Genomic DNA, 24,978 nt, shown 5'->3' with positions numbered 1-24,978 from the left:
CTACAAGGTCCCCGCCCTGTCCTTCCCCCGACACAAGGATCCGACCCCCGATGCGCGCAAGCTTCGTCTTCAGCGAGGTCTTCACCGGTCTACGCCGGAACGTCACGATGACCATCGCGATGATCATCACCACCGCGGTGTCGCTCGGCATGCTCGGTGGTGGTCTGCTCATCGTGCGCACGATCGACAAGATGCAGGTCGACTACCTCGCCGACGTCGAAGTGTCGATCTACCTGACGCAGGACGTCAGCACCAACGACAAGGACTGCTCGCAGGACCCGTGCCGGAGCCTGCGCCAGCAGATCCAGGCCAACCCGGCGGTCGAGTCCGTGGTGTTCGAGAACCGCGACCAGGCCTACGCGCGGTTCAAGAAGATCTTCCAGGACAACCCGATCCTGGTGCAGTCCGCGCGTCCCGAGGCGCTGCCGGCGTCCCTGCAGATCAAGCTGCACGACCCGAGCCGCAGCGAGATCATCCAGCAGCAGTACGGCAAGAGCCCGGGCGTCGACCGGATCGAGGACCAGAAGCAGTTCCTGGACCGGTTCTTCGGCCTGCTCGGCGCGGTCCGGGACGGCACGTTCGTCATCGCGCTCATCCAGGCGCTCGCGGCGCTGCTGCTGATCTCGAACACGGTGCAGATCTCGGCGTTCACCCGGCGCACGGAGGTCGGCATCATGCGCCTGGTCGGTGCGACCCGCTGGTACACGCAGCTGCCGTTCCTGCTGGAGGCGGTGATGACGGGCATCGTCGGCTGGGCGCTCGCCGTCGGCGGGCTGATCGCGCTGAAGTTCGCGTTCCTCGACCGGATCCTGCAGGTCACCTCGGGCATCATCCCGAAGATCGAGGTCCTGGACATCATCGTGACCTCGCCCTGGCTGCTGCTCGCGTCGGTCCTCATCTCGGCCAGCACGGGGTACGTCACGCTGCGGCTATACGTTCGACACTGACGTTAAGCTGGATCTCATGTCCAAGGAACGTGGCCACAAGGTGATCGTGTCGAACCGGCGTGCACGGCACGACTGGTCGATTCTCGACACCTACGAGGCCGGCCTCGTACTGGTGGGCACCGAGGTGAAGAGCCTGCGCGCCGGCCGGGCGTCGCTGGCCGACGCGTTCGCGACGGTCGACGACGGCGAGGTCTGGCTGCGCAACCTGCACATCCCCGAGTACGAGCACGGCACCTGGACCAACCACGAGGCGCGCCGGCACCGCAAGATGCTGCTGCACCGTGGCGAGATCGAGAAGCTGATCGGCAAGACCAAGGAGAGCGGGCTGAGCCTGGTCCCGCTGTCGCTGTACTTCAAGGACGGCAAGGTCAAGGTCGAGCTGGCGCTCGCGAAGGGCAAGAAGGCCTACGACAAGCGCCAGGACCTGGCCAAACGGGACGCACAGCGCGAGATGACCCGCGCCGTGGGGCGGGCGTTGAAGGGTCGTCGTTGACGCCGGAGCGCGACGAGGACATCGCCGGGTGGGTGCGGGGGCTGGGCCTCGACGGCCTGGTCGACCTGCACCTGCATTTCCTGCCGGAACGGATGCTGACCAAGGTCTGGGCGTACTTCGACGAGATCGAGGAGCGGCTCGGTTCGCCGTGGCCGGTCTGGTACCGGCAGCCGGAGGCTGACCGCATAGCGCTGCTGGAGTCGTTCGGCGTGGCCAGGTTCGCGCCGCTGGCGTACCCGCACAAGCCGGGGATGGCGGAGTGGCTGAACGGCTGGCTCGCGAAGTTCGCCGAGCGCGTGCCCGCCTCGGTGCGCACCTCGACGTTCTTCCCCGAACCCTCGGCGGCGTCCTATGTGGACAGTGAGCTGCGCGCGGGTGCGCGCTGTTTCAAGGCACATGTGCAGGTCGGCGCCTACGATCCGCGCGATCCGCTGCTGGACCCGGTGTGGGGCGCGATCGCCGACGCCGGCGTGCCGGTCGTGGTGCACGCCGGGCACGGCCCGGAACGCGGCGTGTTCACCGGGCTCGACGTGTTCTGCGAGGTGCTCGCGCGGCATCCGCGGCTCGTTGCCGTGCTCGCGCATGCGGCGATGCCCGAGTACGAGACGGCGCTCGAACTCGTGGCGCGGTATCCGCGGGTGCATCTCGACACGACCATGGTCGGCGTGCCGTTCACCGAGAACCTGATGCCGCTGCCGGGAAACTGGACCGACCGACTCGCCGATGTCGCCGACCGGATCGTGCTGGGCACGGACTTCCCGAACATCCCGTACTCCTATGCGACCCAGCTGCGGGCGATCGCCGGCTGGGCGGCCGACGATCGCCTCGGCGAGCCGTTCCTGCGTGCCGTGCTGCACGACACTCCGGCCAAACTGCTCAGTCTCTGACCACCACCAGGCTCCGGCGAGAGGCCAGCAGCAAGCCGGTGAACACCAGCGTCGCCCACGGGATCGGGCCGTCGAGGACGTTGCCGCCCAGCGGCGTGGTGAACCCGCGCGCCGCCAGACCCAGCAGGCCGATCGAACCGAGCAGGGCCGCGGTGACCAGCCGCGGCATCGGCGCCGGCACGGTCATCGGGAGCCGTCGCGTCTCGAACCGGCCGAACACCCGCAACAGACCGAAAAGGACGGTCGCGGCTGCGGCGAACCACAATGGCGCGGCGGCGAACCACTCCGGTGAGCCCGGTTCCGGTGTGGCGTAACCGAATGCCAGCACGCTGACCCCCGCGACCACCACGAGCGCCGGCATGTGCCACAGGTAGACGCTCATGAACCGGGCGCCGATCCAGCGCAGCGCGGCACCGGCCGCCGGGCGGGCCGCGAGCGCCCGCAGCTGGGGACGGATCGCCAGGATGAGGCCGATCTGGCCGACGGCGAGGCTCGGCAGGACCACGGTCGGCGGGCTCATGTTCGACACCGGCGCACCGGGCATGCCGATCATGCTCATCGGGTACGGGCCGAACGCCACCAGCAGCGCGGTGACCCCGAAGCCCGCCGCCGAGAGCGTGAGCGCGGATTTCCGGTTCAGGGCACCGAGTCCGCGGTCGACGTAGTGGAATCCGAGCTGGTGCACGGCGAGCCAGACGAAGACGGCGTTGAGATAGCCGACCAGGCCGAAGCCGTCGAACCGGGCGACGTCCACGAGGACAGCCAAACCGCCCAACACGGCCGGCACCGCGAGCCCCCAGCGGCGATGCGCGGCGGCCATGAGCGGAGTGGCGAGCACGGTCAGCAGGTACACGGCGAGGAACCAGAGCAACTGCCCGGCGATCGCGCCCGCCACTTCGACGGGTTGTTCGGGCGCGCCGAGGTCACGCAGGAGCGATGGTGCGACGAGCCACACCGCGGCCAGCGGCAGGACCGGTAAGAGCAGTCTGCCGATCCGGCCGGCGAGCCAATCCCGCGACGATGGCGCGCGGTGCAGCGAGATGTAGTTCGCCGCGCCGCCCGCGAAGAACACGAGTGGCATCACCTGGGAGAGCCACGTGATCGCCGCCCAGCCCGGGGTGGCGAGCGCGTTACCGGTCGCGAGGCGGCCACCCGAGTAGCTGAGCACCGGCATCAGCCAGTGCTGGGAGATCACCGCCAGTATCGCGCCGGCGCGTACGACGTCGAGGAAAGTGTCCCGCTGGCTTCGTTGCATGGCTTGAAGCCTGGTCGGGCAAGCGCTTTCAGACAGCCGGGCGAACCGCCGTCTTTCCGCCGGTTTCCAGGCCTGGACAGGGTAGGGGCAGCCCTACTAGACCTCGTCGACCTCCGGCGTCGCGAGCCCGCAGAGGCGGTACTCCCAGCCCGCTTCGGTGCTGTAGCCGAGGCGGTAGTGGGTCTCGATCTTCGGGCCGTCGTGCAGGTGGACGTGCCGCATCACGGTGCCGGACACCGGTTCCGCGTCCCCGAGGGCCTGCACCCTTCCGTCCAGGGGACCGCCGAAGAAACGGACACTCACCTCGCTCATCGGTTCCCCCTCCGGAAATTGTCGATGTGGCGACGTCCGATCAGGATAGGCGAGCGAACGCCGCCGTGGGGCCCTCGGATCGGGTGAGAATGTTCAAGCCCGCCCGAGATACGTCAGCACGGCGCGCACCCGGCGATGTTCCTCCGGGCTCGCTTCGAGCCCGAGCTTCGCAAAGATGTTGCCGATGTGCTTCTCCACGGCACCCTGCGAGACGAACAGCCTGGCGCCGATCGCGGTGTTCGACAGGCCCTGCGCCATCAGTCCGAGCACCTCGGACTCGCGTGCGGTCAGGCTGTCGAGCGGGTTCCTGCGACCTCGTGCCATCAACTGCGCGATCACCTCCGGGTCGATCGCCGTGCCGCCACGGGCGACCCGGCGCACCGCGTCGAGGAAATCGCCGACGTCGGCCACCCGCTCCTTGAGCAGGTACCCGACACCGCCCGCACCACCGGACAGCAGCTCGACCGCATAGCTCTCCTCGACGTACTGCGAAAGCACCAGCACCGGCAGGCCGGGCACGGACACGCGGGCGGCGAGGGCGGCACGCAGCCCTTCGTCGGTGAAGGTCGGCGGCATCCGGACGTCGACGATGGCGATGTCCGGCCGGTGCGTCGTGACCGCCTGGACGAGATCGTCGCCGTTGTCGACGGCGGCGACGGTCTCGATGTCCTCGTCGGCCAGCAGCCGCTGCACCCCCGCGCGCAACAGAACGGCATCCTCGGCCAGTACCACACGCATGCGGCCCCCAGGTGAGATTCGTGAGTGTCAGCCGCCATTCAACTCACGAATCGCTTACCACGCGCACGGGAGGTCCGCTCGGATGATGGTCGGGCCGCCGTCCGGGCTCACCACCGTGATCACCCCGTCGATCGTCGCCGCCCGGTCGGCGAGCCCGGCGAGCCCGCCGCCCGGCCGGACCTCCGCGCCACCGTGGCCGTTGTCGGTGATCTCGACGACCACCTTGTCCTCGGTCCGCCAGACCTTGACGCCCGCTTCGGTCGCGCCCGAATGCTTCGCGACGTTCGTCAGAGTCTCGCCGACGATGAAGTACGCGATGGTCTCGACCGCGGCCGGCGGGCGCGGCTCGACGTCCACCGCCACGTCGACGTGGATCGGCGATTTCGCCGCCTGCGCCGACAAGGCCGCGTCCAGACCACGGTCGCCGAGGACCGCCGGGTAGATGCCGCGCGCGAGATCCCGCAGTTCCGACACGGCGAGCTTCGCGTCGAGATGGGCCTCGTCGATCAGCGCCCGCACCGCTTCCGGGTCCTTGTCCAGCTTGTTCTTCGCCCGGCCCAGGCTCATCGCCACCGACACGAGTCGTTGCTGCGCCCCGTCGTGCAGGTCGCGCTCGATCCGGCGGCGCTCGGCCTCCGCCGCGTCGACCCCCCGCGCCCGCGACGCCTGCAGGTGCTGCGCCTTGATCTCGAGCCGCTTCGCGCGGTTCGGGCCCAGCAGCGCCAGCGCCATCGAGCCGTGCAGCCAGCCGATCCACGGCGCCACCCAGATCGCGATCGGCAGCAGCACGATCGACGCGATCCCGATCGGGCCTTCCAGCACGCTCAACGGGAAGGTGACCAGTACATAACCCAGATCCCGCCAGGTCGTCGGATCGACCATCCGGTACCGCCAGCGGCGCACCAGCCCGCCTTCGACCGGGGCTCGCTCGACCGGCGGCAACGGGGTATCGAGCATTCCGCGGACGAACCGGCGCTCCAGATTCCCCGAACCGCGCACGATGCTCGTCGTCGCGATCAGGATCGGGATGCCGACCCAGATGACCACCGTGCCGATGCCGACCGCGATCCCGGTGACGATCAGGATGAACTGCGCGAGATGCAGGAAGAAGCCGCCGATCATGTACAGGATCGTGCGAACCGCCTTCGGGCGCGGCTGTTCGAGGGGCGCCCGATCTGCGGCCATATCGGTCATCATGCCACCGCGCTCAGCGGCAGGTCATCGGATTCGGCCAGCCGCCGCGCCCGCGCACCGGGGCCCAGCACCGACCGCGCGAACACGGCGTGCGCCACGCCCATCGAGCGGGTCAGCACGACGGCGAGCGCGAGGATCAGCAGGCCCACCACCGCGAACGGCAGGGCGTGCACCACGTCGCCGACCAGGACATGGTCGAAGAACACGACCGGGTCCCCGGGCACGTAATGGATGTAGAGGGGAAGCGTGGCCAGGCCCAGCCCCGCCGACCAGCACGTCACGACGATGACGAACTCGGCGACCCCGAGCGGGAACAGCAGCACGAAGTAGCCCAGATCCCGCCAGGTCGCGCCGTCGAGCAGCCGAGCACGCCACCGCGCCTGCCAGCCCGTCGCGGGCAGCGGCCGGTACGGCGTCGCGATGTAGGTGCCGAGCAGGGCGTGCGCCCGTGCCCGCTCGAACCGGGCCGCGGCGCGCGAGCCCAGGAACAACAGGGCCAGCGCCGGCACCCCGACCCACACGATCGCCGTGCTCACGCCCACCGACACCAGCGTCACCACGGCGACGAACCCGGCGATGCCCACCGGCAGGTTCAGCAGTAGATACCCCAGCGAACCGGCGGCCGACGGGCGCGGCCTCGTCCCGTCCTGGATCGCGTGCATGATGGTTCCTTCCTTCGGGGATGACGGAACCAGCTTCCTGCGCCTCCGGTGGGAGAACCATGGGGAAACCGGGCATCTCCGGGGTAGGGCCAGCCCTACCGCCAGGAACAAACCGGCTTGCCCGACGCGTTACACTGGGTCAGATCAAACATCACCAGGGGGTGAACGGTTTCGACTTTGGACGTTGAGTCAAGGGAAGCGTGCCGGTGCAGGCGAGAGACCACCGTAAGCGTCATCGCAACCAAATAAGCGCCAAGACGAATAGTCAGCGCGACTACGCCCTCGCCGCCTGAGCGAGTGCGTGTCTGTCGGCCCGGGGGCGCCTCCGCCCCGGTAGCCGGCATCAGCTAGGAGGCTCACCGTCCGGACCCGGCCGCGGGGACCGGACGGGAAAACCACAGCGGCTGGGCCCGTCACACCGGCTTGTTCGCGAGAACGGTGGGGCCGAGTAGAGACATAGCGAACTGCGCACGGAGAAGCCTTGGTGAGGCGCCAGAGGACCCGGGTTCAATTCCCGGCACCTCCACAACGTTTCACAACCCGGACTCTCGGCACTTGGGACAAGTGCCGAGAGTCCGGGTTTCTTTTTGTTGTCTACTTCGACCTGAAAAAGTCAGGCGTAGTCGGTGCTGCGGAGGTCGGTGAGCAGGTCCGGGCCGGTGGGGTTCCAGTCCAGTCGTTGCTGGGTTTCGGTGCCGGAGGCGGGTAGGTCCATTTCGGCGAGTTGGAGTAGTGGCCCGAAGTACGCCTGCGCCTGCTGGGGTGTGAGGGATTGGACGGGCAGTCTCAGCTGGGTGCCGAGTACCTCGGCGATCGCGCGCAGGGTCACTCCTTGCTCGGTCACGGCGTGGTACCGGGCGCCTCGTTGGCCGTTTTCCAGCACCAGCCGGTAGAGCCGGGCGACGTCGGTGACGTGGGCGGCGGGCAGCCGGTTGGTGCCGTCGCCGATGTAGGCGACGCTGCCTTGCTGTTTGGCCAGTTGGATGTGCCGCAGGATGCGGCCCTGGCGGTGGGTGTCGTGTACCTGGGGCAGCCGTATCACCATGACGTTGCCGCCTTGTTCGATGAGGGCCTCGGCGGCCTCTTCGGAGGCTGCGCGGGGGAACACCGACGACGGGGCGTGGGGGTCGGTCTCGGTCACCGGGCCACCGGTGGCGGACTGCGCCAGGCCGGTGCCGGAGGTGATGATGAGCGGCGCGTGTGGCCCGGGGAGCGAAGCGCCGAGGGTCGCGATGACCTTCCGGTCGTTCTCGCTTTCCTGTCGCACGTCGGCTGAGCTGTCGTGATTGAACGCCGTGTGGATGACGGCCTCGGCGCCGGAGGCGATCTCGCGCAGCCGTCGCAGGTCGTTGACGTCGCCGCGAGCGACCGTGGCTCCGGTGCGGATGAGGGTCTCGGCGCCGGCGTCGGACCGGCTGAGTCCGATCACCTCGTGACCTGTGCTGATCAGCTCCGATACCGTGGCTAACCCGACGAACCCGGTCGCTCCGGTCACAAATACGCGCATATGTGGTTCCTATCTATTTCTCGGGCGTGTACCGGAAGCGGACGACGAATTCGGTCGTGCCGTCCGGGCGTTCGCGGCGGAACTCCTCGGCGTGAGAGAGCCGGGGGTCGACGGTCTTGTAACCGTCGATGAATCCGTCGAAGTACGCCTGAGTGGGCGGTGACTGCTCGCCGACGGACCCGAAGGAGTCCTCGGTGCGGGTCACCTCGACCACCTCGTGGTCGTACCGGGCGAACAGCGCGCTGGTGTGCCGCGCGCCGGCCGAGGCGTGCGCGGTGTCCTGCCACCGGGCAGTGCCTGCCCGTGGAGGAACGTGTGCAGGCGCCGTGTCCCGTGCGCGAGTCCGGCCGCGTAGGCGACGTGGCAGGCGCTGTCCATCGAGGGTGTTCTGCACAATCCGCACCTGAAGGTCCGAGCGATCGAAAACGAGCTCGCGCACCTGTTGCACACCTTCATCGCGAGCCTGGAGTCCTCGACGCCCGGCTGCTGCTGGCGATAGCGAGCCAGCGCCGTGGCCGCCGCGTCCGCCCAGGGCACTGTGGCCAGCCTCCGCTCTGAGGAATCGGCCGCGTCGCCGGTGTACAACCTTCGCCTTGTCCATCGTGGTGTCTCCTTCCTGCGGTTCAGGTCAGGCGAATTCCGCCGTCGACGGGCAGCACCACGCCGGTGATGAACGGGTTGTCGATCAGCGCGAGGATCGCCGAGGCGACATCTTCCGGGCGACCGTTGCGGCCCAGGGGTGTTTGCTGGGCGAAGTTTTCGAATGCCGTTTCACGGTGCTCGCCCAGCGAGTCCCACCATTCGGTCACGATCACCCCGGGCGAGACGGCGTTGACGCGACGTGGGGCGAGCTCCCGCGCGAGCGGCGCGACCGCGGCTTCCACGGCACCGTTGACGGCGGCGGGTTCGGCCGTGCCGGCGAAGCCGGCCTGCGCGGTGACACCGCCCGTCATCGTGATCGAACCGTCCTCGGACAGCGCGTCGAGCGACTCGCCGACCGCGCGCAACGTGGCGATCGCCTTGCCTGCGAAGGAGCCGGCGAGGTCGGCCAGTCCCAGGTGATCCGCGTCGCGCGACGATCGGTGGCCGCGGCGGGTCAGGGTGATGACGAGATCGTCGATCGGCCCGGCCGCGCGGAAGAATCCGGCTAGCGAGGACATGTCCTCGGCGTCGACCGGGATGGCCGTCGCCCCGGTCTGGTCCGCTGCGGCCTTCAGGCGCGTCTGGTCGCGGCCCCCCAACGTGATCCGGGCCCCGCGCTCGGCCGCCAACCGGGCGGTTGCCAGGCCGATCCCGGAACTGCCGCCGAGGATCGCGATGTGCCTGTCCAGCTTCAGAGTCATCGTGTTCGTCCAATCCGTTGCGGACCCCAGGGGGAGACCACGACCCTAACACAACGTCTTGTGTACACAAGTTCATGTTGGGTGGGTAGACTGGAGACGTGACTGCGACATCGACCGACGACACGGCGACCGGCCCGGCTCTCGCGGCGTTACTGCGCGGTCGCCTCCGGGAGGTCAGCGTGCTCATCGAGCGGCGGGGGGATGCCGCTCTCGCCGGCACGTCGCTCTCGCTGCCGCTGAATCACCTGCTCGACGCGGTCGTGGCCGAGCCCGGAGTGACCGTGACCGAGATCGCCTCCCGGCTGGGCAAGAGCCAGCAGGCCATCAGCCAGGCGGCCAACCGGCTGGAGAAACTCCGCTACATCGAACGGCGGGTCGGATCAGGCCGCACGGTCGCACTGCACGCCACCCCTGCCGGTCGCGAAGCCTCAGTCGAGGCCGTCGCCCGCGAACTCGCCGCCGAGGACCGGCTTCGCGAGCTGCTCGGACCACAGCAGTTCGACACCCTCATGGCCCTCCTCGCCGCGACACGGGACACCCTGCTCGACGAGGCATGAATCCGCTCAGCTGAGGGCTCCGTTCAGGTGACGGTGTTCAACAACTCGTGTGGTGTGACCAGCATCAGCGGGGCGGGGGTCAGGTCGGGGGGCGGAGGCCGGACTGGAGGGTTTGCAGGTAGGTCTTGACCAGTCGTGGGGGGTGGGGGCCGCAGGTCAGGGCGTAGGTGGTGCCGGCAATGAGGCGGCGCAGGTCCGCCGGCCGCACATCGTCGCGGACCTGGCCCTGTTGTTTCGCTTGGCGCAGCAGTTTGCCCAGCGCTCTGTCCAACCGGGACTTCTGGTTCGCGGTATCTTGATCCACTGTGGTCGGCGAAGCCAGAACCGTCGCGAAACCGGGTTCGCTCAGTGTCCGGGCGAGTGCGTAGCGTAATAATTCATGCAATTCGGTTAACGAATTGTTCGCCGTTACCGCGCTTTCCGCGCGGGACGCCAATTCCGTCAGCGACGCACTGGAAAGCGCTTCCAGCAAGGCCTGCCGGCCCGGGAAATGCCGATAGACGGTGCCGACGCCGACGCCCGCGAGCCGTGCGATAGTGTTGAGCTGGAGCGAGTCGTCACCGGCGGCCAACTGCTCGCGCGCGATCCGCAGCACCTGCTCGCGGTTGCGCGCCGCGTCCGCACGTAGTGGCGGTTCACCCCTCGATTTCACGCGCTCATCGTACGGTAGACGGATGAGTAATCCGAATGGATAAATGCTCCGGTTGCGCGGAGTGCGGGCATTTCCGGCGTGTTGCACTCATGTGACGGAGTGAAGCGAAACTGGACGTCCCGCGATACGACTGCGATGCTTATCACGAGTGTGGCGGAAATCGCCACCAAACTCGCCGGAAGAAGGTGCCCAGATGGCCCGGGTAAGCCGTGCAAGCAGCTCCGATGAGGCTCTGCAAGGGGGCTGGCTCGCAGGTGTTCGCGCGGAGGAGAAGGTCCTCCGGGACGTCCAGGAGTGTAAGGCCGCACGGACGGTGGCCGGCCACTCGGTCGACGCCAGCGAGTGCGCGGAACTGCTGGAGATGCTCGGCCTGCACGCTGAGCAGGGCAAGCAACTGATCTAGGCGCGAAGCGCCTCGTTCTGGGGTGATGGTCGGGCGAGGTGCCGGCGCTAGCGGCGCGGAGCGCCTCGTTCTGGGGTGGTCGTCGGATGAGGGGCTGGCGCTAGCGGCGCGGGCGCCTCGTTCGGAGGGCACGCGGTCGGACCGAGGGGCTTGCGCTGGCGGCGCGAAGCGCCCGTTCTGGGGTGGCGGTTGGATGAGAGACCGGCGCTAGCGGCGCGAAGCGCCTCGGTCCGGGGGCGCGCGGTCGGGCAAGGGGCGCGAGCGCTTCGCTCAAGGGCGCCGCAGCTAGGCCCCAGGGCGACCGCCGATGCGGGCGGTCAGCTCACCGGCCACGAGCCGCACGCGCTGTGCCAGTTCGGGCCAATCCTCCCCGCACACCACCGGTTCTCCGGGGCAGTGGTGCCGCAAGGTCACGCTGATCGCCGCCATCGGGCGGCCGCCGTGGTCGAACACCGGGTAAGCCACCGACGCGAACCCGGCCGTCACGAAGCCGTCCTCCACCGCCCAGCCACGCCTGCGTTCCGTCGCGAGCAGGCGGCGTAGCTCGGCGAGACTGCGCGGTCCACGGTCCGTGCGGCGGACGAACGCGGCCGCGTTCGGGAACAGCGCCCGCACATGCGCGGCCGGCAGGTGCGCGAGCATCGCGCGGCCCGACGCGGGCAGGTGCGCGGGAATCCGCACACCCACATCCGTCACCAAGGTCGCCGGCCGCGCCGGATTTTGCTTGAGCAGATAAACCAGCTCGTTCCCGTGCAGCACACCGAGTTGCGCGGTGTGCCCGGCTTCGTCGACGAGCTTGCGCAGCAACGGATCCGCGAGCCGTTCCAGCGGATCGTGGCGCAGGTACGCCGAACCCAGCTCGAACGCCGCGATCCCCAACCCGTATCGCCGCTCCGCGGGCAGATGCACCACGAAACCGGCGGCTTCGAGCTCGGCCAGCAGGTGATACGTCGTCGACCGCGGCAGGTCCAGGTCACGCGCGATCGCGGCGGCCGACGCCGGTCCGGCCCGCCTCGCGAGCGCGCCCAGCACCGCCAGGCCACGCCGCAGAGCAGGCACATCCGTCATCTGTCTGGGATACCAGACACAACCAGGCTGTCGTCAAGTGTGCTCGGCGGCCCCAGCGGGTGGAATGGGCGGATGGAACGCAGTGTGCGGGTGGACGCGGGGCCGGTGAGCCGCGAGCAGGTGGTCGAGGTCGCGCGCGGTGAGGCCCGGGTCGAGCTGGCGGACGCCGTGCTCAAGAACCTGACCGAGACGCGGCGGCATATCGACGCGCTGGCGCAAGCGACCGAGCCGACTTACGGGGTTTCGACGGGGTTCGGTGCGCTGGCCATCCGGCACATCCCGGCCGATCGCCGGACCGCGTTGCAGCGTTCGCTGATCCGGTCGCACGCGGCCGGCGCGGGGCCGGCGGTGGAGCCGGAAGTCGTGCGTGCGCTGATGTTCCTGCGCCTGAGCACGCTCGCCACCGGACTTACCGGCGTCCGCCCGGAAACCGCGGTCGCACTGGCCGGACTGCTCAACGCGGGCATCGTGCCGGTGGTGCACGAGTATGGATCACTCGGCTGCTCCGGGGATCTGGCGCCACTCGCCGCGGTCGCGCTCGCGTTGATGGGGGAGGGCGAAGTCGAGCACGGCGGACGGCGCAAGCCGGCCGCGGAAGCCTTGCGTGAAGCCGATCTTCACCTCGTGACGCTCGCGGAGAAGGAAGGTCTCGCGCTGACCAACGGCACCGACGGCATGCTCGGCATGCTGGTGCTCGCGCTGGCGGACCTGCACCGGCTGCTCGACACCGCCGATCTCACCGGCGCGATGAGCGTGGAAGCCTTGCTGGGCACTGATCGTGCGTTCGCCGCCGATCTGCAGGCACTGCGGCCGCATCCCGGGCAAGCGCTTTCAGCCCGGCGGATGTTCGCCGCGCTCCGGGATTCCGAGATCGTCGCGAGCCACCGCGGACCGGACGACACCCGTGTCCAGGACGCGTATTCGCTGCGCTGCGCCCCGCAGGTGCACGGTGCGGCGCGCGACACCGTGAGCCACGGCGAACTCGTCGCCGACCGGGAGCTCGCCTCCGCCATCGACAACCCGGTCGTGCTGGCGGACGGGCGGGTCGAGTCCAACGGCAACTTCCACGGTGCGCCCATCGCCTACGTGCTGGACTTTCTGGCGATCCCGGTCGCCGACGTCGCGAGCATCGCCGAGCGTCGTACCGACCGGATGCTCGACATCACGCGCTCCCAAGGACTTCCCGCGTTCCTGGCGCACGATCCCGGCGTCGACTCCGGTTACATGATCGCGCAGTACACGCAGGCCGCGATCGTCAGCGAGCTGAAGCGGCTGGCCGTTCCGGCGTCGGTCGACTCGATTCCCAGCAGTGCCATGCAGGAGGATCACGTCTCGATGGGCTGGTCGGCCGCGCGGAAGCTGCGGCGCGCGGTCGACGGTCTGACCACCGTCCTCGCCGTCGAGTTGCTGACCTCGGCGCGGGCGCTGGACCTGCGCGCCCCGTTGCGGCCGGCGCCGGTGACCGCGGCGGTGCGGGAGATCGTGCGCACGCGCGTCGACGGGCCGGGACCGGACCGGCATCTGGCGCCGGACATCGCCGCGGTGGAAGAACTTGTCAGGTCCGGAGCCGTTCTCGAGGCATTGGAGGAAGCATGATCGTGCGAGCTGCCCGCGGATCCGTCCGCACCGCCAAGAGCTGGCAGACCGAGGCCGCACTGCGGATGTTCCACAACAACCTCGATCCGGAGGTCGCCGAGCGGCCGGAAGACCTGGTCGTCTACGGCGGTACCGGCAAAGCGGCCCGCAACTGGGAAAGTTTCGAGGCGATCACCCGCTGTCTGACCACTTTGGACGATGACGAGACGCTGCTCGTCCAGTCGGGCAAGCCGGTCGGGGTGTTCCGGACGCACGAGTGGGCGCCGCGGGTGCTGCTCGCGAACTCCAACCTGGTGGGGGACTGGGCGAACTGGCCGGAGTTCCGCCGGCTCGAACAGCTCGGGCTCACGATGTACGGGCAGATGACCGCGGGATCGTGGATCTACATTGGCACGCAAGGGATCCTGCAGGGCACCTACGAGACCTTCGCCGCGGTCGCCGCTAAACGGTTCGGCGGCTCGCTCGCGGGCACGCTCACGCTGACGGCCGGGCTGGGCGGGATGGGCGGCGCGCAACCCCTTGCCGTCACGATGAACGGCGGGGCGGTGCTGGTCGTCGAATGCGACCCGGACCGCGCGCGCCGCCGCTTGGAGACAAGGTATCTGGACGAGCTGGCGTCCGATGTGGACGATGCGGTACGGCGGGTGACGGCGGCGAAGCGGGATCGGAAAGCGCTTTCGGTCGGGGTGATCGGCAACGCCGCGGAGGTGCTGCCCGAGCTGTTGCGCCGCGGGGTCGAGGTCGACATCGTCACCGACCAGACCTCCGCGCACGACCCGCTCGCGTACCTGCCGATCGGGGTGAGTGTCGAGGACTGGCACGACTACGCGGCGAAGAATCCGGACGAGTTCACCGACCGCGCGCGTGCTTCGATGGCCGAGCACGTCGGCGCGATGGTCGGCTTCCTCGACGCGGGCGCCGAGGTGTTCGACTACGGGAACTCGTTGCGTGGCGAGGCAAAGCTCGGTGGCTGCGAGCGAGCGTTCGACTTCCCGGGGTTCGTGCCGGCCTACATCCGGCCGCTGTTCTGTGAGGGCAAGGGCCCGTTCCGGTGGGCCGCGCTGTCGGGCGATCCGGCGGACATCGCGGCGACCGACCGCGCCATGCTCGAGTTGTTCCCGGACAACGAATCGCTCGCGCGGTGGATCCGGCTGGCCGGGGAACGCGTTGCCTACCAAGGGCTTCCGGCACGTATCTGCTGGCTCGGCTACGGCGAGCGGCACCTGGCCGGGGTCCGCTTCAACGAGATGGTCGCCAGCGGCGAGCTGAAGGCGCCGGTGGTGATCGGGCGCGATCACCTCGACTCGGGCAGCGTCGCTTCGCCTTACCGCGAGACCGAGGCGATGGCCGACGGCTCGGACGCGATCGCCGACTGGCCGTTGCTGAACGCGCTGGTCAACACCGCGTCCGGGGCGAGCTGGGTGTCGATCCACCATGGCGGCGGCGTCGGGATGGGGCGGTCCATTCATGCCGGGCAGGTGTGCGTCGCGGACGGGACGTCGCTGGCGGGGCGGAAGATCGAGCGGGTGCTGACGAACGACCCGGGCATGGGCGTGATCCGGCACGTCGACGCGGGCTACGAACGCGCGGTCGAGGTCGCGGACGAGCTCGGGGTGCGGGTGCCGATGCGGGAGAAGCCGTGAGCGCGGTCGAACTCCTCGCGGAGATCGCTGGTGTCGGACGGGATCGGGCCCGCGGCGGCTATTCGCGGCATCTGTTCGATCGCGCGGAGGGTGAGCTGCGGACGTGGTTCACGGAGCGCGCCGGGCGGCTCGGGCTCGACGTCGAGACCGATCGCAACGGCAACCTGTGGGCCTGGTGGGGCGCGCCGGGCCCGGACGCGCTCGTGACGGGGAGCCATCTCGACTCGGTGCCGGGCGGTGGCGCGTTCGACGGTCCGCTCGGGGTGGTCAGCGCGCTCGACGCCGTCGAGACCCTCCAGAAGGAGGGCTTCAGGCCGGGAAAACCGTTGGCAGTACTGGTGTTTGCCGAGGAGGAGGGTGGTCGCTTCGGGGTACCGTGCCTCGGCTCACGGCTGCTCACCGGCTCGATCGACGCCGATCGCGCGCGGGCGTTGCGGGATCCGGACGGCGGCACCCTGGCCGAGGCCGCGGTTCGGGCGGGCTTCGACCCGGTTCGGTTCGGCCGCGACGAGGAAGCGCTTTCCCGCATTGGTACCTTCCTGGAGCTGCACGTCGAGCAGGGCCGGGGGCTGATCGACCTGGGTGCGCCGGTGGCCGTCGGCAGCACGGTCATCGCCCACGGGCGGTGGCGATTCTCCTTCACCGGCCAGGGAAATCATGCCGGTGCGACGCTGATGAGCGACCGGCACGACCCGATGATCCCGGCCGCGGAAGTGGTCGCGGCCGCGCACCGGATCGCGTCGCGGGTCGAGGGCGCGCGGGCGACCGTCGGCCGTCTCGTGCCCAAGCCCGGCGGGACGAATGTCATCGCGTCCACTGTGGACGTGTGGCTCGACGCGCGGGCGAGCGGTGACGATCAGGTGCGCCCGCTGGTCGACGAGATCGCCCACGTGGCGAGCGAGGCCGCGGCCGCGGAAGGCTGCGTCGTCAAACTCGCCGAGGAGTCCTACGGCGGGTCGGTCGCGTTCGACGCGAACCTGCGGGACGAGCTGACGAATTTCCTTGGTGGTGCACCGGAATTGCCGACCGGTGCCGGGCACGACGCCGCGATCCTGGCCCCGTATGCCCGGACCGGGATGCTGTACGTGCGGAACCCGACAGGGATCAGCCATGCGCCCGAGGAGTTCGCCGAGGACGAAGACGTGGCGCGCGGCGCGCGGGCGCTCGCCGACGTGCTGAGGCACCTGTCGACATGACCACCTACTGGTGTGCCCATGCCTGGCTGCCCGGTGGGGTGGCGAGTGACGTGCGGATCGACGTCGAGGACGGCGTACTGAAAGCGCTTATACCAGGTCAGCCGCGCACCGGAACAGTCCTGAGTGGACTGGTGCTGCCCGGTTTCGCCAACGAGCATTCGCACGCCTTCCACCGCGCCCTGCGGGGTCGGACCCACCACGACCGTGGCACGTTCTGGACCTGGCGCGAGCGGATGTACACGCTCGCCGGACGGCTCGATCCCGACTCCTACTACCGCCTCGCGCGCGGGGTGTTCGCCGAGATGACGCTCGCCGGGTACACGAGCGTGAGCGAATTCCACTACCTGCATCACGCGCCCGGCGGGCGCCCGTACGACGATCCGAACGCGATGGGCTACGCGCTGGCAGAAGCCGCGGCGGATGCGGGTATCCGGCTCACCCTGCTCGATACCTGCTACCTGGCAGGCGGTTTCGGTCGCCCGCTCGACGAACGGCAGCAGCGGTTCGGGGACGCCGACGTCGACGCATGGGCGCAACGGGTCGAGGCCTTCAAGCCCCCCGCGCAGGCCCGGGTCGGCGCCGCCGTGCATTCGGTCCGTGCCGTTCCGGACGATCAGCTGCCGCTCGTCAGCGGGCGGCCGCTGCACGTCCACCTGTCCGAACAGCGAGCGGAGAACGAGGACTGCCTCGCCTACCACGGCCGGACCCCGACGCGGGTGCTCGCCGACGCGGGCGTGCTCGGGCCGGACACCGTCGCCGTCCACGCCACGCATCTGACCGAGGACGACATCCGCACGCTGGCCGAGACAGGCACGCGGGTGTGCATTTGCCCCACCACGGAACGGGATCTCGGAGATGGCATCGGTCCCGCCCGGGCGCTGGCCGACGCGGGCGTGCCGCTGTGCCTCGGCAGCGACAGTCATGCCGTCATCGATCCGTTCGAGGAAGCCAAGGCACTGGAGATGAACGAGCGGCTCGGGTCGGAAAGGCGCGGCCGGTTCACGACGGACGAGCTGGTCGCCGCGGCGACGGGGCCAGGTCTGGTCGCGGGCGCGCCCGCCGACCTCGTCGTGGTGGACCTCGGATCGGTGCGGACGGCCGGGATCGAGCCGGCGGCCGTCGTGCTCGCCGCGTCGGCGGCCGACGTGACCGACGTGTTCGTCGCCGGGCGCCGGGTGGTCCGCGACCGGGCGCACCAGCTCATCGAGCGACCGGAAACGTTGCTGGCAAAGGAGATCGAGGCGCTGTGGCGATCCTGATCGACAATATCGGCGAGCTGACCACGAACGATCCGGAGACCGGCCGGCTGCGCGACGCTGCGGTCGTGCTCGACGGTGAGCGCATCGCGTGGGTCGGCCCGGCCGGCGCCGCGCCCGCGGCCGACGAGCGCGTCGACGTCGAGGGCAGGGCCGCGCTGCCGGGCTGGGTGGACAGCCACACGCACCTGGTCTTCGCCGGGGACCGGACGGCCGAGTTCGAAGCGCGGATGGCGGGAAAGCCTTACACCGCGGGCGGAATCGTCACCACGGTGACGGCCACCCGTGCCGCGTCCGATGAGCAGCTGGCCGCCAACCTGCGAAAACACGTCGACGAAGCGTTGCGTCAGGGCACGACCTGCCTGGAGACGAAGACCGGCTACGGACTGTCCGTTGTGGACGAAACGCGATCCGCGCGGATCGCCGCCGAGGTGGTCGACGAGGTCACGTTCCTCGGCGCCCACCTAGTCCCGCCGGGCATCGACGCGGAGTCCTATGTGGACGATGTGTCCGGCGAGATGCTCGACGCTGTAACGGATCTGGTCGGCTGGGTGGACGTCTTCTGTGAGCGGGGCGCGTTCGACGAGGCCCAGTCCGGGCGGGTGTTGCGGGCGGGCGCCGAACGCGGGCTCGGTCTCCGCGTGCACGGCAACCAGCTCGGTCCCGGCCCCGGAGTTCAGCTCGCGGTCCGCCACGGCGCGGCCAGCGTCGACCACTGCACCTATCTGACGGACGCGGACGTAGACGCCCTCGCGTCGTCGGACACCGTGGCGACCCTGTTGCCGGCGTGTGATCTGTCCACCCGCCAGCCACTCGCGCCCGCCCGGCGGTTGCTGGACGCGGGCGCCGTCGTCGCACTGGCCACCAACGCCAATCCCGGCAGCTCCTACACGACTTCGATGGCCTTCTGCGTCGCGACCGCCGTCCTGCAGATGGGGATGTCGGTCGAGGAATCGATCTGGGCGGCTACAGCGGGTGGTGCACGTGCACTCCATAGAGATGATGTGGGGGTAGTCCGGATGGGTGCACGGGCGGATTTACATGTACTGAATGCCCCATCCGTGACACACTTCGCATATCGCCCAGGAGTACACCTGACCTGGGGTGTTTGGCAGCGCGGCGTTCACTCGATGTTCAGCTACAGACCGTCTATGTGAGTAGCTCCCTCGGTAGCCTCGGCGCCCGTGGATCCCTCACTCATTGTCATTGTCGTGGTGGTCGCGGCATTAGCCTTCGACTTCACCAACGGCTTCCATGACACAGCAAACGCCATGGCGACATCAATCGCAACTGGCGCGCTCAAGCCGAGAATCGCGGTCGCGATCTCCGCCGTCCTGAACCTGGTCGGCGCATTCCTGTCCATCGAGGTCGCCAAGACGATCTCCGGCGGCATCGTCGACGACACCAAAGTGACGCCGGCGATCGTCTTCGCCGGGTTGGTCGGCGCGATCGTCTGGAATCTCCTCACCTGGTTGCTCGGCTTGCCGTCGAGCTCTTCGCATGCCTTGTTCGGTGGCCTGATCGGCGCGACGTGGGTCGGCGTCGGTGCCGACGCCGTGCACTTCAGCACCATCGTGTCGAAGATCCTGATCCCCGCCGTCGCGTCGCCGATCGTGGCCGGGATCGTCGCGGTGGCCGGCACTTTCCTCGTCTACCGGATCACCGCCTCCGCGCGGCAGGACACGGTGTCCAAGTCTTTCAAGACAGCGCAAGCACTTTCGGCGTCGCTGGTCTCCCTCGCCCACGGCACCAGTGACGGGCAGAAGACGATGGGCGTCATCACGCTGACGCTGATCGCGTCCGGATCGCTCGCGGCCGGCTCCACGCCGCCGCTCTGGGTCATCATCGTTTCGGGGGTGGCGATCGCGGCCGGCACGTACCTCGGAGGCTGGCGGATCATCCAGACCATGGGCAAGAAGATCACCGAAATCGAGACCCCGCAAGGGTTTGCCGCGGAGACCAGTGCCGCGGTGACGATCCTCGCGTCGTCCCACCTCGGGTTCGCGCTGTCCACTACGCACGTGTGCTCGGGCGGAATCATCGGCTCGGGTGTCGGTCGCAAGCTCGACGAGGTGCGGTGGGGCGTCGCGGGCCGGATGGTGCTGGCGTGGCTGTTCACGCTGCCCGCGGCGGCCATCGTCGGTGCCGTTGCCTCGGAGGCCGCGAGCACGGGCAGCGTCGGCACGATCCTGGTGGGCGTGGTCGGGGTGGCCATCGCGGTGGCGGTCTACCTGTTGTCGCGGCGTAACCCCGTGACCGCCAGCAATGTCAACGACACCGCGCCGGCCGCGCCGGCCGCCGCGGCCGCCTGAGGAGCGCGATGAACATCGACTGGGCTGCCCTGGGCAGCGTCTTCCTGATCGCCATCGTCGCGGTCGTCATCATCACGGGCGTGTTCGCCTTCGGGGTGCGCGGGCTCGCCGCTCGCGTGACCGCGCGCGAGGGGGGTACCAGCGGCGCCGCCGGTCTCACCACGGCGGTGATCTGCTTCGCCGTCTGCGTTGCCATTGTCGGATATGGGATTTATCTGATCGCCGCGTAGCGGTTCCGGTGCCTCAGCCCGCCAGATCGTCGTCGATCCGGTCGGCCGGGAGCACGTAGTGCACGCGCGCCGGGTCGTCGAGCAATTCGGCGACCCGGGCCAGCGCATCCGGCGGAATGACTTCGACGCTCGCCATGATCGTGCGCCGCGGCAGCATGTCGACGAACCGGGCGATGGTGATCCAGTCCTCGCGGCGGGCAAGCTCCGCCGCCACCTTCGTCACCACCGGCGCCGGGAGACCGGCGATGATCCCGGCCGCGCGCCGCGGATCCAGTTCTGCCGCCACATCGGCGAGAAACCCCGGCGAGAGCCGTTTGGCGATGTCGACCCCGTGTGTCACGTCGACCAGACCCGCTATCCGGGCCGACAGCAGCGGCCCGAACACCCGCTCGGCGATCCGCGCCAGCAGCGAGTTCGGCAGCAGGCGGCTCGCGCCGGCCATTCGTTCCAGCACATCCAGGTGCGCGTCGTAGAGCGCGCTGGTCACTTGTGCGCGCAGCCGCCGAAGCTCCTCGGGCGGCACTTCGCGCAGGTAGCCGAACCGTTCCGGGGCCACGCCGAGCGTCCGGGCGAGCTTGCGGATCTCCGCGTCCGAGGTCATCCAGAGCCCCATCGCGCGGCGGACCGCCGGCCGCAGCAGCGCGGGGATGAACCGCAGCGCCTCGTTTCCCGCCTTCGCGAGTGCACGCGCCTGCCGTCGTCTCGCCTCGTGCAACGCGTCCGAGAGGTCCTGCTGGTCCTCCTCCGGAAGCGCCGCGATGCCCTCGGGCAGGCTGCCGAGCTGCGCGGCGAGAGTGCGGTCATTCATCGGCCGATCATCTCATCTCGCTACGGTTCCCAGCATGACAATTGCGACGGAGACCTCCTTCACCAGCGTGAACGGCCTGAACGCCTACCTCGCCCGCCCGGTGGGCGGCTCCACCCGGGGCATGCTCCTGGTGCCGATGATCACCGGTATCGGAGCGCAGATCCGGGAGTGGGCCGACGAACTGGCCGCCCGCGGGGTGACGGCGCTGGCCTGGGACCCTTGGCATGGCGTGAGCAGCGACGACACCAACCTCGCCGAGCTGTTCGAGCGGATGGCCAAGCTCGACGACGACACCTGCCTGACCGAGCAGCGCACCTTGCTGGACCACCTGTTCGGCGAACTCGGCTGCACCAAGGCCGGCGTCATCGGCTGGTGCCTCGGCGGCCGGTTCGCGCTGATCCTGGCCGGACAGGACAAGCGGGTCGCGAACGTCATCGCCTACCACCCGACCGTGCCGGGTACCCCCGCGCCGAACCACACCGTCGACGCCGTGACACATACCGCGCAGATCGAGGCACCGGCGCTGCTGATCTACCCGGGGTCGGACGACCTGGTGCCGGTCGAGAGCTTCCGCCGGCTGCGGGACGCGCTCGAGTCGCGCGCGAGCGGCGCGACTTTCGTGCAGCTGTTCCCGCACGCCGAGCACGGCTTCAGCAGCAGCCAGCGACACGGGAACCCGGTCAACGCCGAGGCTTTCTCGCTGTCGTGGCCGCAGGCGCTTCAGCTGATCGACCTCACGACCGCTTGATCCGCCGTGTCGCGGTGGCGGTGAGCGGGTCCTCCGGCCAGGGATGTTTGGGATAGCGGCCGCGGAGTTCCGCGCGGACGGCTGGATAACCGTTGTGCCAGAAGGATTTCAGGTCACTCGTCACCGCGGCCGGCCGACCGGCGGGGGAGAGCAGGTGCAGCACTACCGGCACGCCGGACACGCGCGGGGTTTCCAGCCAGCCGAACGTTTCCTGCAGCTTCACGGCGAGTACCGGTTCGCCGGTCGCGTAGTCGACCCGGATGCGCGAGCCCGACGGCACCTCGATCCGTTCGGGCGCCAGCTCGTCGAGGCGGGCGGCCTCGGGCCACGGAAGCAGGCCACGCAAGGCCCGCGCCGTGTCGATCCGGGCGAGATCGGCGCGGCGGCGGGCCGTGCCCAGCCAGTCCACGGCGCCGGCGAGCAGCGCGTCGTCGGACATGTCCGGCCATGGCTCGCCGTGCACGCGGTGCAGGAAAGCCAAGCGCTGCCTCAGGTTCCGAGCACCGTCCGGCCAGGACAGAAGGTTCAGACCTTCCTTGCGCAGGCCATCTCGTAGCGCCACCCGCACCAGTTCCGGGTCGGGGTCGGCCAGCGGACGCTCGGCCAGCACGATCGCGCCCAGCCGTCGCACGGAGCGCGCGACCACATCGCCGTCCCATCGCACTTCGTCCACTTCGGACACCAGATTCGGCGCTGCCCGCAGGGCGAGCTCGGCGTCCGCGCGAGCGGCGAGCCGGATGATTCCGTGCGCCCGCCCGGGATCGCGCGTCGCTTCGGCGATCGCGAGCCATTCGACGTCGCCGAGCCCGCTGCCGCTGGGCAGTTCCGCCGCCGTGCCACCGGCCATCAGGTACACCGGCGAATGCTTGTCCCGGCGGCGTGCGAGCCGTTCCGGATGGGCCAGCGCGACGACCAGTGCCGGGTCGGGCGCCTCCGGCGCGCCGGGCACGAGACGGGCGAGCCGCCGGACTTCCGTGCGCCAGCGCTGATCCGTGGCGATCCGGCGCAGTTCGGCCTCGACGTCGGTGAGCGTCCCGCCCGTGTCCAGCAGCGCCACGACCTCCGCCGCGGAGCGGGGTCCGACCTGCGCGGCACCGTCGAGGAGCGCCCGCGCGAGCCGGGGGTGCAGGCCGAGCGTGGCCATCTTCCGGCCGCGTGCGGTGACCTCGCCGCGTTCGAGCGCGCCCAGCGTGCGGAGGAGTTCCTGGCCGGCGTTGAGCGGGCCTTCCGGCGGCGGGTCCCACCACGACAGCCCGGCGCCGTCGGGCGTTGACCAGCAGGCGAGTTCGAGGGCCAGCCGGGTCAGGTCGGCGGTCCGGATTGCGGGTTCGGGATAGGCGGGCAGGCCGGCCTGTTCGTATTGCGCCCAGCAGCGGTACACGTGGCCCGGCGCCTCTCGCCCGGCGCGCCCGGCTCGCTGGTCCGCGACGGCCGCGGAAACCCGCACGGTCGCGAGCCCGGGCAGGCCGCGGCGATGGTCCACGCGCGGCACCCGGGCCAGGCCGGAGTCGACCACGGCGCGCACCCCGGGCACGGTGAGGCTCGACTCGGCGACCGCCGTGGCCAGCACGATCCGGCGGCGTGGGCCGGATCTGAGTGCCGCGTCCTGCCGAGCCGCGGTGAGCCTGCCGTGTAGCGGAAGGACATCAGCGTCCACATCGGACAGGAGTGAGCTGGTTCGCGAAATCTCCCCGGCGCCGGGGAGGAACGCGAGGACGTCACCGTCTACTTCGGACAATGCGGTGCGGATCGCCCTGGCCACCGACGCTTCCACGCGCTCGTTCCGCGCGGGCGGCAGATAGCTGAGCTCGACGGGGAAAGTCCGGGCGTGCGCGGTGATCACCGGGGCCCCGCCTAGCAACGTCGCGAGCCTCCCGGAGGCGACGGTGGCCGACGTGGCCAACAACTTCAGGTCCTCGCGCAGCCCGCCCCGCACGTCGAGCAGTAGCGCGAGCAAGAGATCCGCGTCGAGATGGCGTTCGTGGCACTCGTCCAGCAATACAGTGTCCACATCGGACAGTTCTGGATCACCTTGGACGCGCCGCACGAGGAGCCCGGACGTGACCACCTCGATCCTCGTGCGCGCGGACACTTTTCGATCGCCCCGCACGGAATAGCCGACCGTCTGCCCGACTTCCTCCCCGAGCAGCGACGCCATCCGGCTCGCCGCCGCGCGTGCCGCCAGCCGCCGGGGCTCGGCGACCACGATGCGCCCGCCGGTGTGCTCGGCCAGGGCGAGCGGGACCAGGGTCGTCTTGCCGGTGCCCGGCGGCGCGACGAGCACCGCGGTGCCGTGCGCGTCCAGTGCGGTGGTCAGCTCGCCCAGTACTGCCGAGACGGGCAGGGTCATCGTTCGGTCACGGTGGGCGGCGCGGGCAGCGGGTAACCGGACGGGCCGATGTTGGCACGCAGCGAATCCAGCCATCGGCCGCTCGTGACCATCTGCTGGATGGCGTCGTCGATCGCGTGCTGCCCCTCGGGGTCGCCCTTGCGCAGGCCGATGCCGTAGCGCTCGGTGGAGAACGGTTTCCCGACCACCTTGAGCAGCTCGGGATTCTGCATGACGTAGCCGGCGAGGATGACGCCGTCGGTGGTCACCGCGTCGACCTGGCCGGCGAGCAGAGCCGTCACACAGTCCGGGTAGCGCGGATACTCGACCAGTTGCACGGCCTGCGCGAAGCGGGTCTTGACCTCCTGGGCGGGTGTCGAACCGGTGACCGAGCAGAGGCGGCGGCCGTTGAGCGCCTCCGGGCCGGTGATCGCGTTGTCGGAGTGCCGGACGAGCAGGTCCTGGCCGGTTTCGAAATAGGGGCCGGCGAAGGAGATGAGCTGCTTGCGCTTGTCGGTGATGGAGTAGGTCGCGACCACCAGGTCGACGTTGCCCGACGTGAGGTCCGTCTCCCGGGTCGCCGAGGTGGTCTCGCGCCACGTGATGCCGGAGGGGTGCACGCCCAGTTGGCCCGCGACGTACTCGGCGACGTCCACGTCGAACCCGACGAACCGGCCGTCGAGGGTGTGTTCGGCCAGGCCAGGCTGGTCGAAGCGGATGCCGATGGTCAGCCGCCCACCGTCGGCCGCGCCACGCACCGTGTCCGAGTCCGAGGAGGAACAGGCCGTGAGCGCACACAGCAGGAGCAGGACGGCCATCACTCGAACGAGCGGCACGAACTA

General features: G+C 69.7%; 25 protein-coding genes and 1 other RNA gene. 13 read left to right on the top strand and 13 right to left on the bottom strand.

The annotated features are described in order from the left end of the window. Positions 1-50 precede the first annotated feature (50 nt). From ftsX to LOZ83_RS31120, 3 genes are read left to right on the top strand one after another with little or no spacing between them, the layout of a single operon-like run. On the top strand, positions 51-947 hold the full coding sequence (ftsX, locus tag LOZ83_RS31130; RefSeq protein WP_236795309.1) for a permease-like cell division protein FtsX: 897 nt from the start codon (positions 51-53) through the stop codon (positions 945-947). 16 nt (positions 948-963) lie between these two features. Then, complete coding sequence (smpB, locus tag LOZ83_RS31125; RefSeq protein ID WP_236795308.1) at positions 964-1,440, top strand: SsrA-binding protein SmpB; 477 nt, start codon at positions 964-966, stop codon at positions 1,438-1,440. Further along, complete coding sequence (locus tag LOZ83_RS31120; protein ID WP_236795307.1) at positions 1,437-2,327, top strand: amidohydrolase family protein; 891 nt, start codon at positions 1,437-1,439, stop codon at positions 2,325-2,327. Before smpB ends, LOZ83_RS31120 begins: the two co-directional genes overlap by 4 nt. On the opposite strand, the gene LOZ83_RS31115 is transcribed toward LOZ83_RS31120, so the two are convergent. The 5 genes from LOZ83_RS31115 to LOZ83_RS31095 form a co-directional block, all read right to left on the bottom strand. After that, positions 2,317-3,582, bottom strand: a complete 1,266-nt coding sequence (locus tag LOZ83_RS31115) for an acyltransferase (protein ID WP_236795306.1) — start codon at positions 3,580-3,582, stop codon at positions 2,317-2,319. The genes LOZ83_RS31120 and LOZ83_RS31115 overlap by 11 nt on opposite strands. Positions 3,583-3,678: 96 nt before the next feature. Continuing rightward, on the bottom strand, positions 3,679-3,894 hold the full coding sequence (locus LOZ83_RS31110; RefSeq protein ID WP_236795305.1) for a hypothetical protein: 216 nt from the start codon (positions 3,892-3,894) through the stop codon (positions 3,679-3,681). Between the two features lie 93 nt (positions 3,895-3,987). After that, on the bottom strand, positions 3,988-4,632 hold the full coding sequence (locus LOZ83_RS31105; RefSeq protein ID WP_236795304.1) for a response regulator transcription factor: 645 nt from the start codon (positions 4,630-4,632) through the stop codon (positions 3,988-3,990). Between the two features lie 54 nt (positions 4,633-4,686). Then, positions 4,687-5,817 carry a sensor histidine kinase gene (locus tag LOZ83_RS31100; RefSeq protein WP_236795303.1) on the bottom strand — a complete coding sequence of 377 codons (1,131 nt, stop codon included), beginning with the start codon at positions 5,815-5,817 and terminating at the stop codon, positions 4,687-4,689. 8 nt (positions 5,818-5,825) lie between these two features. Further along, positions 5,826-6,488, bottom strand: coding sequence for a sensor domain-containing protein (locus tag LOZ83_RS31095; RefSeq protein ID WP_236795302.1), 663 nt, complete (start codon positions 6,486-6,488; stop codon positions 5,826-5,828). 157 nt (positions 6,489-6,645) lie between these two features. Here LOZ83_RS31095 and ssrA point away from each other — a divergent pair. After that, positions 6,646-7,017, top strand: a transfer-messenger RNA (tmRNA) gene (gene ssrA, locus LOZ83_RS31090). An 84-nt stretch (positions 7,018-7,101) separates the two neighbouring features. Here ssrA and LOZ83_RS31085 read toward each other — a convergent pair. The 3 genes from LOZ83_RS31085 to LOZ83_RS31075 form a co-directional block, all read right to left on the bottom strand. Further along, positions 7,102-7,995 carry an SDR family oxidoreductase gene (locus LOZ83_RS31085; protein ID WP_236795301.1) on the bottom strand — a complete coding sequence of 298 codons (894 nt, stop codon included), beginning with the start codon at positions 7,993-7,995 and terminating at the stop codon, positions 7,102-7,104. Between the two features lie 13 nt (positions 7,996-8,008). Next, the gene (locus LOZ83_RS31080) at positions 8,009-8,434 is read right to left on the bottom strand and encodes a hypothetical protein (RefSeq protein ID WP_236795300.1); all 426 of its coding nucleotides are present in this window, start codon (positions 8,432-8,434) and stop codon (positions 8,009-8,011) included. A 184-nt stretch (positions 8,435-8,618) separates the two neighbouring features. Beyond that, positions 8,619-9,338 carry an SDR family oxidoreductase gene (locus LOZ83_RS31075; RefSeq protein WP_236795299.1) on the bottom strand — a complete coding sequence of 240 codons (720 nt, stop codon included), beginning with the start codon at positions 9,336-9,338 and terminating at the stop codon, positions 8,619-8,621. A 98-nt stretch (positions 9,339-9,436) separates the two neighbouring features. Between LOZ83_RS31075 and LOZ83_RS31070 the strand changes: the two genes are divergently transcribed. Then, positions 9,437-9,895, top strand: a complete 459-nt coding sequence (locus tag LOZ83_RS31070) for a MarR family winged helix-turn-helix transcriptional regulator (protein ID WP_236795298.1) — start codon at positions 9,437-9,439, stop codon at positions 9,893-9,895. A gap of 79 nt (positions 9,896-9,974) precedes the next feature. On the opposite strand, the gene LOZ83_RS31065 is transcribed toward LOZ83_RS31070, so the two are convergent. Together LOZ83_RS31065 and LOZ83_RS31060 are read right to left on the bottom strand one after the other, a co-directional pair. Next, on the bottom strand, positions 9,975-10,547 hold the full coding sequence (locus LOZ83_RS31065) for a TetR/AcrR family transcriptional regulator (protein ID WP_236795297.1): 573 nt from the start codon (positions 10,545-10,547) through the stop codon (positions 9,975-9,977). 688 nt (positions 10,548-11,235) lie between these two features. After that, complete coding sequence (locus LOZ83_RS31060) at positions 11,236-12,018, bottom strand: IclR family transcriptional regulator (protein WP_236795296.1); 783 nt, start codon at positions 12,016-12,018, stop codon at positions 11,236-11,238. Between the two features lie 72 nt (positions 12,019-12,090). Between LOZ83_RS31060 and hutH the strand changes: the two genes are divergently transcribed. From hutH to LOZ83_RS31025, 7 genes are read left to right on the top strand one after another with little or no spacing between them, the layout of a single operon-like run. Further along, positions 12,091-13,614 carry a histidine ammonia-lyase gene (hutH, locus tag LOZ83_RS31055; RefSeq protein ID WP_236795295.1) on the top strand — a complete coding sequence of 508 codons (1,524 nt, stop codon included), beginning with the start codon at positions 12,091-12,093 and terminating at the stop codon, positions 13,612-13,614. Beyond that, positions 13,611-15,257 (top strand): urocanate hydratase, encoded by a 1,647-nt coding sequence (gene hutU, locus LOZ83_RS31050; RefSeq protein ID WP_236795294.1) that lies wholly within the window; start codon positions 13,611-13,613, stop codon positions 15,255-15,257. The genes hutH and hutU overlap by 4 nt, the downstream gene beginning before the upstream one ends. Next, positions 15,254-16,453 (top strand): allantoate amidohydrolase, encoded by a 1,200-nt coding sequence (locus LOZ83_RS31045; protein WP_236795293.1) that lies wholly within the window; start codon positions 15,254-15,256, stop codon positions 16,451-16,453. Before hutU ends, LOZ83_RS31045 begins: the two co-directional genes overlap by 4 nt. After that, complete coding sequence (locus LOZ83_RS31040; RefSeq protein WP_236795292.1) at positions 16,450-17,712, top strand: formimidoylglutamate deiminase; 1,263 nt, start codon at positions 16,450-16,452, stop codon at positions 17,710-17,712. The genes LOZ83_RS31045 and LOZ83_RS31040 overlap by 4 nt, the downstream gene beginning before the upstream one ends. Next, a complete protein-coding gene (gene hutI / locus LOZ83_RS31035) occupies positions 17,700-18,866 on the top strand; it encodes an imidazolonepropionase (RefSeq protein WP_236795291.1) in 1,167 nt (388 codons plus the stop codon). The genes LOZ83_RS31040 and hutI overlap by 13 nt, the downstream gene beginning before the upstream one ends. A gap of 27 nt (positions 18,867-18,893) precedes the next feature. After that, positions 18,894-20,021 carry an inorganic phosphate transporter gene (locus tag LOZ83_RS31030; protein WP_236795290.1) on the top strand — a complete coding sequence of 376 codons (1,128 nt, stop codon included), beginning with the start codon at positions 18,894-18,896 and terminating at the stop codon, positions 20,019-20,021. Positions 20,022-20,029: 8 nt separating this feature from the next. Further along, positions 20,030-20,251 (top strand): hypothetical protein, encoded by a 222-nt coding sequence (locus LOZ83_RS31025; protein WP_236795289.1) that lies wholly within the window; start codon positions 20,030-20,032, stop codon positions 20,249-20,251. 13 nt (positions 20,252-20,264) lie between these two features. On the opposite strand, the gene LOZ83_RS31020 is transcribed toward LOZ83_RS31025, so the two are convergent. After that, positions 20,265-21,059 (bottom strand): hypothetical protein, encoded by a 795-nt coding sequence (locus tag LOZ83_RS31020; RefSeq protein WP_236795288.1) that lies wholly within the window; start codon positions 21,057-21,059, stop codon positions 20,265-20,267. A gap of 34 nt (positions 21,060-21,093) precedes the next feature. On the opposite strand from LOZ83_RS31020, the gene LOZ83_RS31015 reads away from it, so the two are divergent. Next, a complete protein-coding gene (locus tag LOZ83_RS31015) occupies positions 21,094-21,807 on the top strand; it encodes a dienelactone hydrolase family protein (RefSeq protein WP_236795287.1) in 714 nt (237 codons plus the stop codon). On the opposite strand, the gene hrpB is transcribed toward LOZ83_RS31015, so the two are convergent. Both hrpB and LOZ83_RS31005 read right to left on the bottom strand, forming a co-directional pair. Next, positions 21,794-24,157, bottom strand: coding sequence for an ATP-dependent helicase HrpB (gene hrpB, locus LOZ83_RS31010; protein WP_236795286.1), 2,364 nt, complete (start codon positions 24,155-24,157; stop codon positions 21,794-21,796). The genes LOZ83_RS31015 and hrpB overlap by 14 nt on opposite strands. Continuing rightward, entirely contained in the window at positions 24,154-24,954 is an 801-nt protein-coding gene (locus LOZ83_RS31005; RefSeq protein ID WP_236795347.1) for a glutamate ABC transporter substrate-binding protein, read from the bottom strand. The genes hrpB and LOZ83_RS31005 overlap by 4 nt, the downstream gene beginning before the upstream one ends. Positions 24,955-24,978: the final 24 nt, after the last annotated feature.

The sequence above is a fragment of the Amycolatopsis sp. GM8 genome, assembly GCF_021653975.1.
Classification (GTDB): domain Bacteria; phylum Actinomycetota; class Actinomycetes; order Mycobacteriales; family Pseudonocardiaceae; genus Amycolatopsis_E.
Note: the sequence above shows the minus strand (reverse complement) of the source record. Positions and strands in the feature narration are given on the sequence as shown.

Bases quoted from the DNA above. Each gene is read 5' to 3' on its own strand.
- LOZ83_RS31110 (WP_236795305.1), bottom strand. From the start codon at position 3,894: ATGAGCGAGGTGAGTGTCCGTTTCTTCGGCGGTCCCCTGGACGGAAGG.
- hutH (WP_236795295.1), top strand. From the start codon at position 12,091: ATGGAACGCAGTGTGCGGGTGGACGCGGGGCCGGTGAGCCGCGAGCAG.
- LOZ83_RS31005 (WP_236795347.1), bottom strand. From the start codon at position 24,954: ATGGCCGTCCTGCTCCTGCTGTGTGCGCTCACGGCCTGTTCCTCCTCG.
- smpB (WP_236795308.1), top strand. From the start codon at position 964: ATGTCCAAGGAACGTGGCCACAAGGTGATCGTGTCGAACCGGCGTGCA.
- LOZ83_RS31115 (WP_236795306.1), bottom strand. From the start codon at position 3,582: ATGCAACGAAGCCAGCGGGACACTTTCCTCGACGTCGTACGCGCCGGC.
- LOZ83_RS31100 (WP_236795303.1), bottom strand. From the start codon at position 5,817: ATGGCCGCAGATCGGGCGCCCCTCGAACAGCCGCGCCCGAAGGCGGTT.
- LOZ83_RS31075 (WP_236795299.1), bottom strand. From the start codon at position 9,338: ATGACTCTGAAGCTGGACAGGCACATCGCGATCCTCGGCGGCAGTTCC.
- LOZ83_RS31040 (WP_236795292.1), top strand. From the start codon at position 16,450: ATGACCACCTACTGGTGTGCCCATGCCTGGCTGCCCGGTGGGGTGGCG.
- LOZ83_RS31095 (WP_236795302.1), bottom strand. From the start codon at position 6,488: ATGCACGCGATCCAGGACGGGACGAGGCCGCGCCCGTCGGCCGCCGGT.
- LOZ83_RS31060 (WP_236795296.1), bottom strand. From the start codon at position 12,018: ATGACGGATGTGCCTGCTCTGCGGCGTGGCCTGGCGGTGCTGGGCGCG.
- LOZ83_RS31015 (WP_236795287.1), top strand. From the start codon at position 21,094: ATGACAATTGCGACGGAGACCTCCTTCACCAGCGTGAACGGCCTGAAC.
- LOZ83_RS31020 (WP_236795288.1), bottom strand. From the start codon at position 21,059: ATGAATGACCGCACTCTCGCCGCGCAGCTCGGCAGCCTGCCCGAGGGC.
- ftsX (WP_236795309.1), top strand. From the start codon at position 51: ATGCGCGCAAGCTTCGTCTTCAGCGAGGTCTTCACCGGTCTACGCCGG.
- LOZ83_RS31025 (WP_236795289.1), top strand. From the start codon at position 20,030: ATGAACATCGACTGGGCTGCCCTGGGCAGCGTCTTCCTGATCGCCATC.
- LOZ83_RS31085 (WP_236795301.1), bottom strand. From the start codon at position 7,995: ATGCGCGTATTTGTGACCGGAGCGACCGGGTTCGTCGGGTTAGCCACG.
- hutU (WP_236795294.1), top strand. From the start codon at position 13,611: ATGATCGTGCGAGCTGCCCGCGGATCCGTCCGCACCGCCAAGAGCTGG.
- LOZ83_RS31105 (WP_236795304.1), bottom strand. From the start codon at position 4,632: ATGCGTGTGGTACTGGCCGAGGATGCCGTTCTGTTGCGCGCGGGGGTG.
- hrpB (WP_236795286.1), bottom strand. From the start codon at position 24,157: ATGACCCTGCCCGTCTCGGCAGTACTGGGCGAGCTGACCACCGCACTG.